This is a genomic window from Aeromonas sp. S8(2024) (assembly GCF_041403085.1).
In the GTDB taxonomy this organism is placed as follows: domain Bacteria; phylum Pseudomonadota; class Gammaproteobacteria; order Enterobacterales; family Aeromonadaceae; genus Aeromonas; species Aeromonas dhakensis.
Genome location: NZ_JBGLRF010000001.1, coordinates 925,649 through 942,625 on the forward strand (window position 1 = coordinate 925,649; position 16,977 = coordinate 942,625).

A 16,977-nucleotide genomic window follows, 5' to 3' on the forward strand; every position below is an offset into this window, starting at 1 on the left:
ATACACCTTGCCTCTCGGCAAGGTCTCACTTACAGCCGATTTTCATCGACTGCCCGGCTGCCGGGTGCACTGCAGGATATGGGTGCACCGTAATGACGACAAACCGGCGAGAAGTTACTCCCCTTGTTGCGCGGATAGTAACAGCGGAAAAAGATAACGCCAAGAGGCATCTTCATGCCGGCTGCAAAAAAACAGGGCGCCACCCGGGCGCCCTGTTCTGCCTGCTCATCCTCAGAGCGGATCCGCCTTGAGGCAGGAGACCGCATGGTCGAAGTTGCCCTCAAGCTGAGGCCGGGTCTTGGCACACTCCGGACCGGCCACCGGGCAGCGGGTACGAAACACGCAGCCTGAGGGCGGATTCATCGGCGATGGCAGCTCCCCTTCCAGGATCTGGATGGTCTTGCTGCGTTCCAGATCCGGATCCGGAATGGGCACCGCCGACATCAGCGCCTTGGTATAGGGGTGCAAGGGGTTGGCGAAGATCTCCTTGCCGGTCCCCAGCTCCACCGCATTGCCCAGATACATCACCAGCACCCGGTCGGAGATGTGCTTGACCACCGACAGGTCGTGGGCAATGAAGATGAGCGACAGCCCCATCTCCTTCTGGATGGACTTGAGCAGGTTCACCACCTGGGCCTGGATCGACACATCCAGCGCCGACACCGGCTCGTCACAGATGATCATCTTGGGCTCGAGGATCAGCGCCCGGGCGATGCCGATGCGCTGGCACTGACCGCCGGAGAACTCGTGGGGGTAGCGGTTGACCAGGTTGGGCAAGAGCCCCACCTTGCTCATCATGGCGCGCACCTTCTCCTTCACTTCCTCTTTCGGCAGGGCCGGGTAGAAGGTGATGAGGGGCTCGGCGATGATGTCGCCTATGGTCATGCGCGGGTTGAGGGAGGCCAGTGGATCCTGGAAGATCATCTGGATCTCCTTGCGCTTCTCGCGCAGCGCCTTCTGGTCGAGCTTGGTCAGATCGTTGCCGAGCCACACCACCTTGCCGTCGGTGGCCGGCACCAGGCCGATCAGCGCCCGGGCGAAGGTGGACTTGCCGCAACCGGACTCCCCCACCACGCCCAGGGTCTCCCCTTCGTAGAGGCGCAGGGTCACCCCGTCCACCGCCTTCAGGGCGGAGGGTTTGGCCCAGGGCCAGGCCTTGTCACTCTTGATGCTGAAGTGGACCTTGAGGTCGGACACTTCCAGCAGCAGTTTCTTGTCAGTCCCCATTTAGTTCACTCCCTTGATAATGGCATCCGATACCCAGTGGCAGGCCCGCTCCCGGCCGTCGTTGAACGGCGTCAGAACTGGGGATTGCCGGCCGCAAATCTCGCTCACCCGGTGACAACGCTCCTGGAAGGGGCAGCCGGTGGGCAGACGCAGCAGGTTGGGCGGATTGCCCGGGATGGTGGGCAGCACTTCCCCTTCGGTATCGAGGCGGGGAATGGCGCGCAGCAAGCCTTCGGTATAGGGGTGGCTCGGGCGATAGAAGATGTCGTTGACCTTGCCGTACTCCATGGTACGGCCGGCGTACATCACCAGCACCTTGTCGCAGATGCCGGCCACCACGCCAAGGTCATGGGTGATCATGATGATGGCGGTGTTGAACTCGCGCTTGAGCTCGTTCATCAGGGTCATGATCTGGGCCTGTACCGTCACGTCCAGCGCCGTGGTCGGTTCATCGGCGATGAGCAGTTGCGGCCGGCACAACAGCGCCATGGCGATCATCACCCGCTGGCGCATGCCGCCGGAGAACTCGTGCGGATACATCCCCATCCGCTTGCGCGCCTCGGGGATCTTCACCGCATCCAGCATGCGCACCGACTCCTCGAACGCCTCGGCCTTGCTGACCCCCTTGTGCAGCATCAGCACTTCCATCAGCTGATCCTTCACCTTCATGTAGGGGTTGAGCGAGGTCATGGGGTCCTGGAAGATCATGGCGATCTTCTCGGAGCGGATCTTGTTGAGCTTGTGCTCCGGCAGATTGAGGATCTCGTCGCCCTGAAACTTGGCAGACCCTGTGATGATGCCGTTCTTGGCTAGCAGCCCCATGATGGCGAACGCGGTCTGGGACTTGCCCGAACCGGACTCCCCGACGATGCCCAGGGTCTCGCCGGCAGAGAGAGAGAAGTTGAGGTCGTTGACCGCCACCACATTGCCGTCCGGGGTCTTGAACTCGACCCGCAGATCTTTTACATCCAGTAACTTCATAAAAACTCCTTATCGATCTTTCGTGACGTTTTCCTGTCGATCCGATGCGCTGTCCGCCCGATTGAGCCGCACTGTGCGGCCCTTCGGCGCGTTGTTCCAACGCTCTTTCCGCCGCTTTATCAGCGATCCTTCGGATCGAGGGCGTCACGCAGACCATCCCCGAGGAAGTTGAAGCAAAACAGGGTCACCACCATGAAACCGGCGGGGAACAGGAGTTGCCAGATGGCCACTTCCATCGACTTGGAGCCTTCATCCAGCAGGGCGCCCCAGCTGGTCATGGGCTCTTGCACCCCCAGCCCCAGGAAGCTCAGGAAGGATTCGAACATGATCATGCCCGGCACCAGCAGGGTGGCGTAGACCGCCACTATTCCCAGCACGTTGGGCACGATGTGACGGGTGATGATCTTCCACTTGGAGACGCCGCAGACATGGGCCGCCTCGATGAACTCCTTGCTCTTGAGGCTCAGGGTCTGACCACGGACGATCCGCGCCATGTCGAGCCAGCTCACCGCACCAATGGCGATGAAGATGAGCGCCAGGTTGCGGCCGAAGAAGGTCACCAGCATGATCACGAAGAACATGAAGGGGAAGGCGTTGAGGATCTCCAGTACCCGCATCATCAGGCTGTCGACCCGACCGCCGATGAAACCGGATGCCGCGCCATACAGGGTGCCGATGATGACGGCCACCATGGCCCCCATGATGCCGACCATCAGCGAGATGCGCCCGCCAAGCAGGGTGCGCACGAACAGATCGCGCCCCAGGCTGTCGGTGCCGAACCAGTGGCCGGTCTCCATGTCGGGGCCGGTCTGCATGGCGCCCCAGTCAGGATCGTCGAAGGTGTACTGGGACAGATGGGGCCCCACTATTACCGCCAGGCCGATGATGGAGAGAATGATAAGGCTGGTCAGGGCCGCCTTGTTGCGCAGGAAACGGCGACGGGCATCCTTCCACAGGGAGCGTCCTTCCACCACTTCCACTTTCTGGGCGAACGCCTCGATGGCTTCGCGTTTTTCAGTTGTGACAACCATGATGTACTCCCGGCTTAGTAACGGATCTTGGGATCGATAAAGGCATAGAGAATATCGACCACGGCGTTAAAGGTGATGGTGAGGGCACCGACCAGAATGGTCAGACCGAGCACCATGGAGTAATCACGGTTGAGAGCACCGTTGACGAACAGCTGGCCAATCCCCGGCAGACCGAAGATGGTCTCGATCACCACGGAACCCGTGATGATGCCGACGAAGGCCGGGCCCAGGTAGGAGACCACCGGCAGCATGGCCGGGCGCAGCGCGTGTTTCAGGATGATGTGGCGCAGCGGCAGTCCCTTGGCGCGGGCGGTACGGATGAAGTTGGAGTTCATTGTCTCGATCATGCTGCCCCGCATGATCCGCGAGATGGCGGAGATGTAATACATCATCATGCCGAACACCGGCAGCACCATGAACTGCACTCCACCACCCTGCCAGCCACCGGCCGGGAACCAGCCCAGATGGATACTGAAGAACAGCACCAGCAGGGGCGCCAGCACAAAGCCCGGGATCACCACCCCGGCCATGGCCGACGACATCAACAGGTAGTCGATGACGGTATTCTGTTTGAGGGCGGCAATGGTGCCGAAGGTGACCCCCAGCGTCACCGCAAACAGAAAGGCGAAGGAGCCTATCTTGGCGGAAACCGGCAGTGCCTGGCTCACCAGATCATTGACGGTGAAGTCCTTGTACTTGAAGGAAGGACCGAGATCCCCCTGCACCAGGTTGCCCAGATAGGTGAGATATTGCACCCCGATCGGCTTGTCGAGGCCATATTTGGCTTCGATGTTGGCCATCACTTCGGGTGGCAGGGTACGTTCGCTGCTGAAGGGGTTACCCGGCGCGAAACGCATCATGAAGAAGGAGACGGTGATCAAGACCAGCAGAGTCGGGATCGCTTCCAGTAGACGTTTAAAAATGAATTTCAACATAGACAATTCCTGTCCTGTACTGCTTCCAAAGGGTCGCGGTTGTAATAAAGGCCCGCCGTCTGGCGGGCCCTGCTTGTTATGCGACTTGTAACGAAAATCAGTGGGCGATGATGTACATGTCTTTGCTGTACAGGTTGTCCAGCGGGTTGGCCGGATAGCCGCCCACGTAGGGCTTGACCATACGGGAAGTCACGTACTGATAGATGGGGGCAATCGGCATGTCCTTGGCCAGGATCTCTTCAGCCTGGACGTAGAGCTTGTTGCGCGCCTCGGCATCCACCTGGTTGCGCGACTCGTTCATCAGCTTGTCGAACGCCAGGTTGGAGTATTTGCCGTCGTTGTTGCCGTGGGTGGTCTGCATCAGATCCAGCATGGAGGAGGCTTCGTTGTAGTCGGCGATCCAGCCGGCACGGCCCACGTCAAACTGACCCTGTTTCTTGGTCTCCAGGTAGGTTTTCCACTCCTGGTTGACCAGGCTCACCTGCACGCCCAGCTTCTTCCACATGGAGGCCACGGCAACCGCCACCTTCTTGTGGTTGTCGTCGGTGTTGTAGAGCAGCTCGAACTTGAGCGGTTTGCCCGGGCCGAAACCGGCTTCGGTCAGCAGCTCTTTCGCCTTGGCATCGCGCTCTGCCTGGGTCAGCTTGGACCAGGCCGGCGCCACCGGCTTGAAGCCGTCCACGAAATCAGGGACCAGGGTGTAGCCCGGGGTTTCCCCCTTGCCCATCACCTTGTCGGCGATCACGTTGCGGTCGATGGCGTAGGAGAGCGCGGTACGCACCCGCACGTCATCAAACGGCTTCTTCTTGAAGTTGTACTGGTAGTAGTAGGTACCGACGTAGCCGCTCACCTTCACCTCGTTCGGCAGATCCTTCTTCATCTGCTTGAAACGCTCGATGGGCATGTTGTAGGTGAGATCCACTTCGCCGGCCAGGTAACGGTTCAACTCGGCGTTGGTGGACTGGATCGGCAGATAGGTCACCTTGTTGATGACGGTCTTGGCGTCGTTCCAGTAGTTTTTGTTGCGCTCGACGTCGACGCGCTCGTTGACCACCCAATCCTTCAGCACATAGGCGCCGTTGGATACCATGTTGCCGGGCTGGGTCCACTTGTCACCGAACTTCTCGATCACCTTCTTCGGCACCGGGTAGGTGGTGGTGTGGGAGAGCATGCTGACAAAGTAAGGCACCGCCTTCTCCAGCTGCACCTCGAAGGTGTAGTCGTCCACCGCCTTCACGCCCAGCGTATCTGACGGCTTCTTGCCGGCAATGATGTCGGAGGCGTTGACGATGGTCGGGATCTCCAGATACCAGGAGTAGGGAGAGGCGGTTTTCGGATCGACGGCCCGTTTGAAGGCATATTCGAAGTCGTGGGCAGTGACCGGATCCCCGTTGGACCACTTGGCGTTTTTGCGCAGGTGGAAGACGAAGTGTTTGTTGTCCTTGGTTTCCCAGGACTCGGCCATGGCGGGGAGCACTTCACCCTTGGGGCCGGAGGAGACGAGACCTTCGAACAGGTCACGCAGAATATTGGATTCAACCGTTCCTTCGGTTTTATGCGGGTCGAGAGTTGCGGGCTCGGAGCCGTTGCCTTTCACCAGCTGCTGAACCTCAGCCAGCTTGGTACCTGCGGGCACATCGGCGGCTTGTGCCGCGTTGACACCGCCAAACAGAGCTGCCACCAATAGGGTATTAATCATTGTTTTTTTATGAGTCATTTCCATACTCCACAAGAACATTCCATGCATTTTTCCATCAACGAGATAAGTACCCCGCTGCCAGCATAATTCCCTGACATTTCTGATAATGCAATAGATATCGTCAGGCAGGACTGGACTTCATGGTCAAAAAAGCAGCTTTTGACCAATTATTCAGAATTTAAATATCCCGTGATGGACGTTTTTTATACAAACCCGCTCGATTCTAGGAAATGACCAACAAAAAAGAAACAATAAAAAGCCGGTCACAAGGACCGGCTCCAACAAAACAGACCTGAATCACATCAATCCGGGGAAGACCCCCTTGATCCCCGCCACCATGATCTCGATACCTAGCGACATCATGATGAGACCCATGATCCGGGTCACCACGTTGATGCCGGTGTTGCCCATCACCTTGAACAGCAGGGGGGCGGCGCGGAATATCAACCAGGAGCAGAAGGCAAACACCATCACCACCAGCGACATGCCCAGCATCTGGGACCAGGTGCTCTGGCTGGCGTAGACGATGGAAGAGGAGATGGCACCGGGGCCCGCCATCAACGGCAGCGCCAGCGGCACCACAGCGACAGATTCCCGCGCGGCCAGTTCCCCTTTCTCCTGTTTGTTGTGCTTCACCTCCCCCAGCTTGCCCTGCAGCATGGACCAGGCGATCAGGGTGATGAGCGAGCCGCCGGCGATGCGAAAGGAGGCCAGCGAGATGCCAAACCCGTCCAGGATCAGTTGCCCCATGGACATGGAGACCAGCAGGATGATCATCACCGCAATGTTGGCGGTGGTGTTGGTCTTCATCCGCTCTTCCGGCGTCTGATGGCTGGTCAGGCTGACGAACACAGGCAGCAAGCCGAGCGGGTTGATGATCGCAAACAAACCGATGAAAAACTTCAGATATAAAGAGACGTCAATCGCTGCCATAGGCGCCATCCAGAAGTAGTACGAGGCCCTGTGGGCCACCCCGATAAACCGAGCGTAAATTTACATCATGCCCGAAACCTTCACCAATCAAATAATCTCACCCTTTCCGTGGCTTTTCAGTTAGTTCCTCTAATGCATCGACAAAATTCGACAGATTGAGTTGTTAATAAAGATTGTCGCAATTTAACACTCTGATAAAATCGCTTCGAGTTTTATCTGGCCATGGAGTTTGGCCGCAACATTTCATCTCAGCAAACAAGGATTTCGTGATGATTGATACGGACATCAAGTTGCAGTGGCACCTGGATGCACTGCCCGCAGGCACCCTGAACCCATTGCTTAGCTTCTTCGGGCGACTGCCGGTTGATCCCTACATTCAGGGCAGCTTTCGCCAGCGCCGCTACGGCCGGGTGGAGAAGGAGGGCTCCCGCTTTCAGCCCCTCGACAACGGCGTCTTCTTTCAGGCGGCCGCCATCAACAAGTTTCTGGGGGATGTGCCCAGAACCTATGCCGAGCTGGAGCCTGCCTTCGTCGCTCATCCCTCCTTTATACAGCTGCTGAAACTGTTCGCCCGCCACACCCGGCTGGAAGACGGTCAGGCCATCGGCATTCACCAAATGCGCATCGTCACCGGTGAAGGAGAGAGCGTCCCGCCCGCGCCGGAGGGGGTGCACCAGGATGGCTTTGACTTCATCGGGGTCTTCTTCTGCGGCAGCGAAGGGGTCAGCGGCGGCGCCTTGCAGCTCTATCATGGATTAAAAGAACAACCATTTTTCCAACAACAATTAAACGTCGGTGAGTATCTGATCCTGGATGATCGCCGTTTCTATCACAATGCCGCCCCCATTCTGCCCCTGGGCACGGACCGGGGACATTGGGACGTGATCGTGCTAACTGCTTGAAAAATGGCGCGTGAGCCCCTGTTCACGCACCATTCATCCCGCCTCTGGCTCACTAAACAACTGCGCAACATCTGGCAAACATGTATTGTGAAACAAAATTTCTTTTGTTCTTTTGTTACACATGATCCAGATCAAGTTTTTCTGAGTCAGCCCCGCTCTATAATCGACTCAGAAAGCGATTTAGTAAGGCATGTAAATACCCCGTTGTGGTGATTCTGTTCTTGACAGGGCATCTATAATTGCCGGGCATTGCCAAGGTCTTACTAAACAGTTTTCAAATCATCAGGAGATAAACATGGCAGTAACCAATTTGGCTGAACTGGATGCACTGGTTGCCCGCGTCAAAGAAGCGCAGCGTGAATTCGCCAGCTTCTCGCAAGAGCAGGTAGACAAGATCTTCCGTGCCGCCGCCCTGGCCGCCAACAACGCCCGTATCCCCCTGGCCCAGATGGCCGTGGAAGAGTCCGGTATGGGTATCATCGAAGACAAGGTTATCAAGAACCACTTCGCCTCCGAATACATCTACAACAAGTACAAAGAAGAGAAGACCTGCGGCATCCTCAGCGAAGATGACGAGATGGGCACCATCACCATCGCCGAGCCGGTAGGCATCATCTGCGGTATCGTACCGACCACCAACCCGACCTCCACCGCGATCTTCAAGTCCCTGATCTCTCTGAAGACCCGCAACGCCATCATCTTCTCCCCGCACCCCCGTGCCAAAAACTCCACCAATACCGCTGCCAAGCTGGTACTGGATGCAGCCATTGCCGCCGGTGCACCGAAAGACATCATCGGCTGGATTGACCAACCCTCTGTTGAGCTCTCCAACGCCCTGATGAAGCACAACGACATCAACCTGATCCTGGCCACCGGTGGCCCGGGCATGGTGAAGGCCGCCTACTCCTCCGGCAAACCCGCCATCGGCGTAGGTGCCGGTAACGTACCGGTCGTCATCGACGAAACCGCCGATGTGAAGCGTGCCGTCGCCTCCATCCTGATGTCCAAGACCTTCGACAACGGCGTAGTCTGTGCCTCCGAGCAAGCCGCCATCGTGGTCGACTCCGTCTACGACCAGGTGAAAGAGCGTTTCGCCACTCACAATGGTTATGTGCTGTCCAAGGAAGAAGCCGACAAGGTCCGCAAGGTCATCCTGATCAACGGCGCCATGAACGCCAACATCGTGGGTCAGCCTGCGGTCAAGATCGCTGAAATGTCTGGCGTCACCGTGCCTGCCAACACCAAGATCCTGATCGGTGAAGGCGTGAAGATCTGTGAAGAGGAAGAGTTCGCTCACGAGAAGCTCTCCCCGACCCTGGGTCTGTTCCGTGCCAAGAACTTCGAAGAAGCCGTCGAGATGGCCTGCGACATGGTCAACCTGGGTGGTATCGGCCACACCTCCGGTCTCTATACCGACCAGGATCGCAACGCCGACCGCATCAAGTACTTCGGCGACAAGATGAAGACTGCCCGCATTCTGATCAACACCCCGACCACTCAGGGTGGTATCGGTGACCTGTACAACTTCGCGATGGCACCGTCTCTGACGCTGGGCTGCGGCTCCTGGGGTGGCAACTCCATCTCCGAAAACGTGGGTCCCAAGCACCTGATCAACAAGAAGACAGTCGCAAAACGGGCAGAAAACATGCTGTGGCACAAACTTCCGAAATCCATCTACTTCCGTCGTGGCTCCCTGCCGATCGCCCTGGGCGACCTGGAAGGTAAGAAACGCGCCATGATCGTGACCGACCGCTTCCTGTTCAACAACGGCTACGCCGACGAAGTGGTTCGTCTGCTCAAGGGCCTGAAGATGGAAGTGGAAGTGTTCTACGAAGTCGAAGCTGACCCGACCCTGTCCGTGGTGCGCAAGGGTGCCGAAATGGCCAACTCCTTCAAGCCGGACGTGATCGTCGCCCTGGGCGGTGGTTCACCGATGGATGCGGCCAAGATCATGTGGGTGATGTACGAGCACCCGAACACCGCGTTCGAAGATCTGGCCATGCGCTTTATGGACATCCGCAAGCGTATCTACAAGTTCCCGAAAATGGGCGTGAAGGCCGAACTGGTCTGCATCACCACCACGTCCGGTACCGGTTCTGAAGTGACCCCGTTTGCGGTCGTGACCGACGACGCCACCGGCGTGAAATACCCGCTGGCCGACTACGAGCTGACCCCGAACATGGCCATCGTCGACGCCAACCTGGTGATGGGCATGCCCAAGTCCCTGTGCGCCTTTGGTGGTATTGATGCCGTGACCCACGCCATGGAAGCCTATGTTTCCGTGCTGGCCAACGAGTACTCCGACGGTCAGGCACTGCAAGCCCTGAAACTGCTGAAGGACTACCTGCCCTCCAGCTACCTGAACGGTGCCAACGACCCGATCGCTCGTGAGAAGGTACACAACGCGGCCACCATCGCCGGTATCGCGTTCGCCAACGCCTTCCTGGGTGTGTGCCACTCCATGGCCCACAAGCTGGGTGCCGAGTTCCACATCCCGCACGGCCTGGCCAACGCCCTGCTGATCAGCAACGTCATCCGCTACAACGCGAACGACAACCCGACCAAGCAGACCGCGTTCTCCCAGTACGACCGTCCGCAGGCTCGTCGTCGCTACGCCGAAGTGGCCGACCACCTGGGTCTGACCGCCGCCGGTGACCGTACCGCCGCCAAGATCGAGAAGCTGCTGGTATGGCTGGACGAGCTGAAGGCGACCCTGGGTATCCCGGCCTCCATCCGTGAAGCTGGCGTCGCCGAGGCAGACTTCCTGGCCAAGGTTGACCAGCTGGCAGTGGAAGCCTTCGATGACCAGTGCACCGGCGCCAACCCGCGCTACCCGCTGATCAGCGAGCTGAAAGCCATCCTGCTGGACACCTACTACGGCCGTCCGTTCACCGAGGAGGCCCAAGCTGCCGCCAAGGTTGATGCCAAAGTAGAAGGCAAGAAGAAGTCCAAAGCCTGATAAGCTGAGTCGACTAGAGAGCCCGCGCACATGCGCGGGCTTTTTTGTTTGTCTATCTGCTTAATTTTGCTAGCTTGTTCATAGGCATTCATGAAATGCGAGCGAGCGTATGGCGCTGATACAGGCATCCATAGAACAGTTGCGGGTCGGTCACTATATCCATCTTCCCACGGGATGGACCAATCACCCTTTTATGTTCAATGCCTTCAAGATCAAGGATCAACAGCAACTCGACATCATCCGCCACCTTGACCTCAATCTGCTGATGGTCGACCCCGACAAGAGCGACCTCCCTCTCGAGCCCCTGTTGCGTGGCGATATTCCGAGCCCAGGCCCCGATCTCTCCGTTGTCGAAGAGCCGGAGGATAGCGGCCCTCCCCCGTTTGACGAGAAGGCATTTCGCCGCTCCCTGCGCGCCGCCGACAAGGCCTTCGGCCAGTCCATGTCCGAGCTGCGCGATGCCTTGGGCGCCCTCAACCTCAAGCCGGACGAAGGGCTCGCCAACACGGCGCAGATAGTGCGCAATGCCGCCGCCCGCATCAGCGCCCACGAGGGCCCACTCGGGCTGCACCTCATTCGCAGCCCCCATACCGACATCCTGCTGCAGCACAGCCTGAACGTGGCCTTCATCGCCATGTTGATGGCACGGGAGCTGGGCATGACTCCCATCGAGATCGAGGAGACCGGTCTGGCCGGGTTGGTACACGATATTGGCGAGCTGAAGATCCCGACCCAGATCACCCAGAAGCGGGGGGAACTCAACAAGTCGGAGCAGAACTTCCTCAAGATGCACCCTCAGTACGGACTGGAAATGCTGACCCAGTTGCAGGCCTTCGAGCCCAAGATCCGTCAGGTGGCCCACCTGCATCACGAGCGGCTCGACGGCAGCGGCTTTCCCCTTGGCATCAAGGGGGGGGAGATCCCGCCGCTGGCACGGATCATCGGGTTGGTGGATTACTATGACGAGCTGCTGCACCCGCGCAACAGCGCGACACCGGCGGCGCCGAGCCAGGCCATCAGCCAGCTCTACAAGCTGTCGCAGAAGAAATTCGACCAGGATCTGGTCAAGCTGCTGATCAAGGTACTGGGGGTCTATCCGCCGGGCTCCCTGGTGCTGCTCTCCGACGACTCGGTGGCCCTGGTGCTCTCCACCGAACCCACCATGCCCCTCAAACCCAAGGTGTTGCCCTACATCAAGGCACAACGACCGGAAGGGGTGGCCATGGTCGACCTGCGGGAGGATGAGCGCACCATCAAATCCTTTCTCAAGCAGGAAGATCTGGACGAAGGGCAGCGGCTGTTTTTCAACCTGACCCGACGCTTCTGTTACTATTTTGCATTCTGAGTTATCCCCAGAAGCTGGGGATAACTCATTGGACAAACCTGAATAATTGCCCGATTACCCTCAAAATGGTTTGCCACGTCCCCTGGATAAAAAACGCCCGACCTGCTGGTCGGGCGGAGCATGCCACCTCCGTGTGGCGTATCCAACGGATACATTCATGCTCAATTCAGCAATATCAATCCTTGGGCAATTACACAAATATCAATTTAACATGCTGATTTGATATGGTTTTATTCCGCGTTTCTGGCACACTTCGCCGGCGTTATGGCCAGAATGGCCCACAGAACAAGATCCTGATCACATTTATTCAAGACTGCCGCTTTTTTCGGCACGGACTCTGAGGAACGTTTTTTATGCAGTTGGTCCTCTCCCTGCTTCAACAGATGAGCGTCAGTCTGGTCATCGCCTACCTCTTTTCCAAGAGTCCGCTGCTGCGCCCACTGACCAACTATTCGGTCAGGCTGCCCCACAAGGTGCTGATCTACCTCATCTTCTCCTGCTTCTGCATTCTGGGTACCTATGTGGGACTGGATATCGACGATGCCATCGCCAATACCCGCGCCGTGGGCGCCGTGCTGGGAGGACTGCTGGGAGGCCCGCTGGTGGGATTTCTGGTGGGACTGACCGGCGGGATACACCGTTATACCCTGGGGGGGTTCACCGATCTCGCCTGCGCCATCTCCACCACCTGCGAAGGCTTGCTGGGCGGACTGGTGCACTGGCGACTGATGCGGGCAGGCAAGATGGATGCGTTGTTCGAGCCGCGCATCGCCTTCTTCACCACCCTCTACGCCGAGATCATGCAGATGGTGATCATCCTGCTGGTAGCCAGCCCGTTCGACAAATCCCTGCTGCTGGTGCGCACCATCGCCACCCCCATGATCCTCGCCAACTCCTGCGGTGCGGCCCTCTTCATCAGCATGATCCGCGACCAGCAGCGGATGTACGAGAAGTTCTCCCGGGTCTTCTCCGCCAAGGCGCTCACCATCGCCAACCGCACCGTGGGGATCATGAGCCAGGGCTTTACCCCCGAGGCCAGCACCCGCATCGCCCAGATAGTGCAGGAGGAGACCGGGGTCGGTGCGGTCGCCATCACGGATACCGACAAGATCCTCGCCTTCATCGGCATCGGCGAGGATCACCACAAGCCGGGGACCCCCATCACCTCCGCCATCACCATGCAGGCCATCGCCCAGAACAAGGTGCTGTTTGCCGACGGCAACAGCCAGCCCTACCGCTGCAGCATCTCGCCCCAGTGCCAGCTCGGCTCTGTGCTGGTGATCCCGCTGCACGGCGACGAGGGGGTGATCGGCACCATCAAGCTCTATGAACCCAAGAAGCGGCTGTTTCTCAAGATCAACCACACCCTGGGGGAAGGGATCGCCAACCTGCTCTCCCAGCAGCTGCTGACCGGCCGGCTGGAGCAGCAGCAGCGGCTGCTGGTGCAGTCCGAGCTCAAGCTGGTGCAGGCCCAGATCAACCCCCACTTTCTGTTCAACACCCTCAACACCATCAGTGCCATCACCCGGCGCGAGCCCGAGCGGGCGCGCCAGCTGCTGCTCCACCTCTCCCTGTTCTTTCGCAAGAACCTCAAGCGCCAGAGCGGGCTGGCCACCCTGCAGGAGGAGCAGGAGCACTGCCAATCCTATCTGGAGATCGAGCTGGCCCGCTTTGGCGACCGGCTGACGGTGCAAAACGACATCCCGCCCGACCTCGCCGGCCTCAAGCTGCCGAGCTTCACCCTGCAGCCACTGATTGAAAATGCCATCAAGCACGGCATCTCCACCCTGCTGGAGCAGGGGCGCATTCGCCTCTACACCGAGCTGACGACGGATCGGGTTACCATTCACGTCGAGGACAATGCCGGCACCTGGCAGGAGAAACCGGCCGGTGACGGGCTCGGCATGACCCTGGTGGATCGGCGCCTCAAGAGCGCTTTTGGCAACCGCTACGGCCTGAGCGTCAGCTGCGAGCCCGACTGCTGGACCCGGGTTTCCGTCACCCTGCCCAGGGAGGCGCCATGATCCGGCCGTCACACCAAGCCAGTTTTGTCCCCCAGCCACGCAGGAGAACACCATGATCCGCACCCTCATCGTCGATGACGAGCCGTATGCCCGCGAGGAGCTGATGCAGCAGCTGGCCGCCGAGCCCGATATCGAGCTGCTGGGGACGGCCGCCAACGCCATCGAGGCGCTGCTGCTCATTCAGCGGCTCAGACCCGACGTGGTGTTTCTCGACATCCAGATGCCAAAGCTGAGCGGCATGGAGCTGGTGGCCATGCTCGATCCCCTGCCCCGCATCGTGTTCGTCACCGCGTTTGACGACTACGCCATCCAGGCGTTCGAGGAGAACGCCTTCGACTACCTGCTCAAGCCGGTGGAGCCGGCCCGCCTCGCCAAGACGCTGGCACGGCTGAGACAGGATCTCAGCCCGCAGCCCATGACGGCGATCGCCCCCGCCATTCGCCACATTCCGGGCTACCTGCATAACCGGGTGCGGCTGCTGCCCATCGAACAGGTGGAGTACGCTTTCTCCGATCTCGGCGGCGTGCACGTCGCCAGCCAGGGCGAGCTGTTTCACACCCAGCTCACCCTCAAATCACTGGAAGAGAAGACCCCGCTGCTGCGCTGCCACCGCCAGTATCTGGTGGCCCCGACCGCCATCTTCGAAATCCGGCTGCTGGAGAATCAGCTGGCGGAGATAGTGACCCCGAGCGGTGCCCAGGTACCGGTCAGCCGCCGCTACCTGAAGGAGTTGAAGGAGCAGCTCGGGCTAGAGTGAGCCGCGCGGTGTGAGCCGGATCACGAGCGCCAACCGCTCGGGTCGCCATACGGCCGCTCGCCCCTTTTTACCTGCCGTTAACAGTGCAAGCCCCTACACTGGCCGCGCACACCAAAAAATAACAAAGCAGGAGCGTAGCAATGATCTGGTTCTTCCTCTGTGTCGGCTTGTTAATAGCCGGCTACTTCGTATACGGCAAATTCATCGAGCGGATATTCGGGCCAAAACCCGAGCTGAAAACCCCCGCCATCACCATGGCGGACGGGGTGGACTATGTCCCCATGTCGGACAAGAAGGTCTACCTGGTGCAGTTGCTCAACATCGCCGGCGTCGGCCCCATCTTCGGCCCCATCCTGGGTGCCCTCTACGGCCCGGTCGCCATGCTCTGGATCGTCTTCGGCTGCATCTTCGCCGGCGCGGTTCACGACTACTTCTCCGGCATGCTGTCGGTACGCGCCAAGGGTGCCTCTGTGCCGACCGTGGTCGGCGAGCACCTGGGCACCGCCGCCAAGCACTTCATGAACCTCTTTGCCGTGGTGCTGTTGATGCTGGTGGGCGTAGTGTTCGTGCTGAGCCCGGCGGGCCTCTTGGCCAACCTCACCTCCACCGACCTGGTCTACTGGATTGTGGCCATCTTCGCCTACTACATCCTGGCGACCATAGTCCCCATCGACAAGATCATCGGCCGCTTCTACCCCATCTTCGGCGCCCTGCTGGTGTTCATGTCGGTCGGCCTCATCATCGGCCTCATCGTCTCCGGCAAAGGCTTCTATAACACCGGGATGGACTTCTCCAACCTGCACCCGACCGAGCTGCCGCTCTGGCCGCTGCTGTTCATCACCATCGCCTGCGGCGCCGTGTCCGGCTTTCACGCCACCCAGTCCCCGCTGATGGCGCGCTGCATGCAAAACGAGAAATCCGGCCGCTTCATCTTCTACGGGGCCATGATCGGTGAAGGCATCATCGCCCTCATCTGGTGCACCCTGGGGCTCTCCTTCTACGACAGCACAGAAGCGCTCAACGCCACCCTGGCCAGCGGCGGCCCCTCTGCCGTGGTGCACGAGGTCTCCACCAGCCTGCTCGGCACCGTCGGCGGCATCCTGGCCATCCTGGGCGTGGTGATCCTGCCCATCACCTCCGGTGACACCGCGTTTCGCAGCGCCCGCCTCATCGTGGCGGACTTCCTCAACCTGACCCAGAAGCCGATGGCCAAGCGACTGCTCATCGCCATCCCCATGTTCATCCTCGGTTTCATCATCTCCAAGGCCGAATTCGGGGTGATCTGGCGCTACTTCGGCTGGGCCAACCAGACCACCGCCGTGATGATGCTGTGGGCCGCCGCCGCCTACCTCGCCAAAGAGGGCAAGCTGCACTGGGTCTGCACCCTGCCGGCCATGTTCATGACCGCCGTGGTGTTCACCTATCTGGCCAACGCCCCCATCGGGTTCGGACTGGAGATGGGCGTCTCCACCCTCATCGGTCTGGCCAGCACCCTGGTGGTGACTGTCGCCTTCCTGATGAAGTTCAGACCCGCCCTGATCGGCAAGGCCAGCGAAAGCTGAACCACGCCAAACATGTCAGAAAAGGAGCCATAAAGGCTCCTTTTTTTGCTGCTAATTTCCCCTCACTGATGCCATACTCCCTGCGTAAGTCCTTGTCATGGATACGACTTTATGGACTCGCCCCAATAATACCGTCATCTATCTTGACGATTTCGAAGCCACTTAAGCTTCAGTACAACAAGATTGCTTAAGATTTCGGGCCCAACAGGATGGAAACCCGGTTGCTGGTTGTGTTGCAGAACCCGGGCTCCAATGACAATGCTGTGCGTCACGCCGGTGGAGGCATAAATGACACTCGATTATTTTGCTCTTGGTCTGCTTTTTTTTGTGGGTTTGGTCATCTTTTACGGGGTCATCGTCATTCACGACATTCCCTATGAAATAGCCAAGCATCGTCAGCATCCCCATCAGGATGCCATTCACGTGGCCGGCTGGGTCAGCCTGTTTACCCTGCACGTGCTGTGGCCCTTCCTCTGGATCTGGGCGACCCTCTACCGGGAGGATCGGGGCTGGGGCTTTACCCAGCGTATCGAGCGCGACGAGAAGCATCTCGCCGAGCTCAAGGATGAGGTCGCCGCCCTGCGCAGCCGCCTCGATCAGCTGACCCAAGAGAAGGAGTGAT

General features: G+C 59.1%; 13 protein-coding genes. 7 read left to right on the forward strand and 6 right to left on the reverse strand.

All coding sequences use genetic code 11. The annotated features are described in order from the left end of the window. Positions 1–231: 231 nt before the first annotated feature. The 6 genes from oppF to ACB031_RS03985 all read right to left on the reverse strand — a co-directional run bounded on the left by oppF (position 232) and on the right by ACB031_RS03985 (position 6,806). Entirely contained in the window at positions 232–1,227 is a 996-nt protein-coding gene (gene oppF, locus ACB031_RS03960) for a murein tripeptide/oligopeptide ABC transporter ATP binding protein OppF (RefSeq protein WP_005302185.1), read from the reverse strand. After that, positions 1,228–2,208 (reverse strand): ABC transporter ATP-binding protein, encoded by a 981-nt coding sequence (locus ACB031_RS03965; RefSeq protein ID WP_005302188.1) that lies wholly within the window; start codon positions 2,206–2,208, stop codon positions 1,228–1,230. A 119-nt stretch (positions 2,209–2,327) separates the two neighbouring features. Continuing rightward, positions 2,328–3,239, reverse strand: coding sequence for an oligopeptide ABC transporter permease OppC (gene oppC, locus ACB031_RS03970; RefSeq protein ID WP_005302192.1), 912 nt, complete (start codon positions 3,237–3,239; stop codon positions 2,328–2,330). A gap of 14 nt (positions 3,240–3,253) precedes the next feature. After that, positions 3,254–4,174, reverse strand: a complete 921-nt coding sequence (gene oppB, locus ACB031_RS03975) for an oligopeptide ABC transporter permease OppB (RefSeq protein ID WP_005302198.1) — start codon at positions 4,172–4,174, stop codon at positions 3,254–3,256. A 97-nt stretch (positions 4,175–4,271) separates the two neighbouring features. Next, positions 4,272–5,891, reverse strand: a complete 1,620-nt coding sequence (locus ACB031_RS03980) for an ABC transporter substrate-binding protein (protein WP_017764221.1) — start codon at positions 5,889–5,891, stop codon at positions 4,272–4,274. Between the two features lie 279 nt (positions 5,892–6,170). Then, positions 6,171–6,806, reverse strand: a complete 636-nt coding sequence (locus ACB031_RS03985) for a YchE family NAAT transporter (RefSeq protein WP_005302204.1) — start codon at positions 6,804–6,806, stop codon at positions 6,171–6,173. A 269-nt stretch (positions 6,807–7,075) separates the two neighbouring features. On the opposite strand from ACB031_RS03985, the gene ACB031_RS03990 reads away from it, so the two are divergent. From ACB031_RS03990 to ACB031_RS04020, 7 genes are all read left to right on the forward strand, one after another. Then, the gene (locus tag ACB031_RS03990) at positions 7,076–7,708 is read left to right on the forward strand and encodes a 2OG-Fe dioxygenase family protein (protein WP_026139035.1); all 633 of its coding nucleotides are present in this window, start codon (positions 7,076–7,078) and stop codon (positions 7,706–7,708) included. Between the two features lie 295 nt (positions 7,709–8,003). Beyond that, a complete protein-coding gene (gene adhE, locus ACB031_RS03995; protein WP_017784052.1) occupies positions 8,004–10,667 on the forward strand; it encodes a bifunctional acetaldehyde-CoA/alcohol dehydrogenase in 2,664 nt (887 codons plus the stop codon). 109 nt (positions 10,668–10,776) lie between these two features. Next, positions 10,777–12,012: an HD-GYP domain-containing protein gene (locus ACB031_RS04000; protein ID WP_005302214.1), complete on the forward strand. Its 1,236-nt coding sequence runs from the start codon at positions 10,777–10,779 to the stop codon at positions 12,010–12,012. Positions 12,013–12,365: 353 nt separating this feature from the next. Beyond that, positions 12,366–14,036, forward strand: coding sequence for a LytS/YhcK type 5TM receptor domain-containing protein (locus ACB031_RS04005; RefSeq protein WP_371139048.1), 1,671 nt, complete (start codon positions 12,366–12,368; stop codon positions 14,034–14,036). A gap of 52 nt (positions 14,037–14,088) precedes the next feature. Beyond that, positions 14,089–14,793: a two-component system response regulator BtsR gene (gene btsR, locus ACB031_RS04010; RefSeq protein WP_017778828.1), complete on the forward strand. Its 705-nt coding sequence runs from the start codon at positions 14,089–14,091 to the stop codon at positions 14,791–14,793. A 140-nt stretch (positions 14,794–14,933) separates the two neighbouring features. Continuing rightward, a complete protein-coding gene (locus tag ACB031_RS04015) occupies positions 14,934–16,355 on the forward strand; it encodes a carbon starvation protein A (protein ID WP_010633644.1) in 1,422 nt (473 codons plus the stop codon). Between the two features lie 288 nt (positions 16,356–16,643). Then, positions 16,644–16,976, forward strand: coding sequence for a DUF3302 domain-containing protein (locus tag ACB031_RS04020; protein WP_005302225.1), 333 nt, complete (start codon positions 16,644–16,646; stop codon positions 16,974–16,976). Position 16,977: the final 1 nt, after the last annotated feature.

Bases quoted from the DNA above. Each gene is read 5' to 3' on its own strand.
- oppF (WP_005302185.1), bottom strand. From the start codon at position 1,227: ATGGGGACTGACAAGAAACTGCTGCTGGAAGTGTCCGACCTCAAGGTC.
- ACB031_RS03965 (WP_005302188.1), bottom strand. From the start codon at position 2,208: ATGAAGTTACTGGATGTAAAAGATCTGCGGGTCGAGTTCAAGACCCCG.
- oppC (WP_005302192.1), bottom strand. From the start codon at position 3,239: ATGGTTGTCACAACTGAAAAACGCGAAGCCATCGAGGCGTTCGCCCAG.
- oppB (WP_005302198.1), bottom strand. From the start codon at position 4,174: ATGTTGAAATTCATTTTTAAACGTCTACTGGAAGCGATCCCGACTCTG.
- ACB031_RS03980 (WP_017764221.1), bottom strand. From the start codon at position 5,891: ATGACTCATAAAAAAACAATGATTAATACCCTATTGGTGGCAGCTCTG.
- ACB031_RS03985 (WP_005302204.1), bottom strand. From the start codon at position 6,806: ATGGCAGCGATTGACGTCTCTTTATATCTGAAGTTTTTCATCGGTTTG.
- ACB031_RS03990 (WP_026139035.1), top strand. From the start codon at position 7,076: ATGATTGATACGGACATCAAGTTGCAGTGGCACCTGGATGCACTGCCC.
- adhE (WP_017784052.1), top strand. From the start codon at position 8,004: ATGGCAGTAACCAATTTGGCTGAACTGGATGCACTGGTTGCCCGCGTC.
- ACB031_RS04000 (WP_005302214.1), top strand. From the start codon at position 10,777: ATGGCGCTGATACAGGCATCCATAGAACAGTTGCGGGTCGGTCACTAT.
- ACB031_RS04005 (WP_371139048.1), top strand. From the start codon at position 12,366: ATGCAGTTGGTCCTCTCCCTGCTTCAACAGATGAGCGTCAGTCTGGTC.
- btsR (WP_017778828.1), top strand. From the start codon at position 14,089: ATGATCCGCACCCTCATCGTCGATGACGAGCCGTATGCCCGCGAGGAG.
- ACB031_RS04015 (WP_010633644.1), top strand. From the start codon at position 14,934: ATGATCTGGTTCTTCCTCTGTGTCGGCTTGTTAATAGCCGGCTACTTC.
- ACB031_RS04020 (WP_005302225.1), top strand. From the start codon at position 16,644: ATGACACTCGATTATTTTGCTCTTGGTCTGCTTTTTTTTGTGGGTTTG.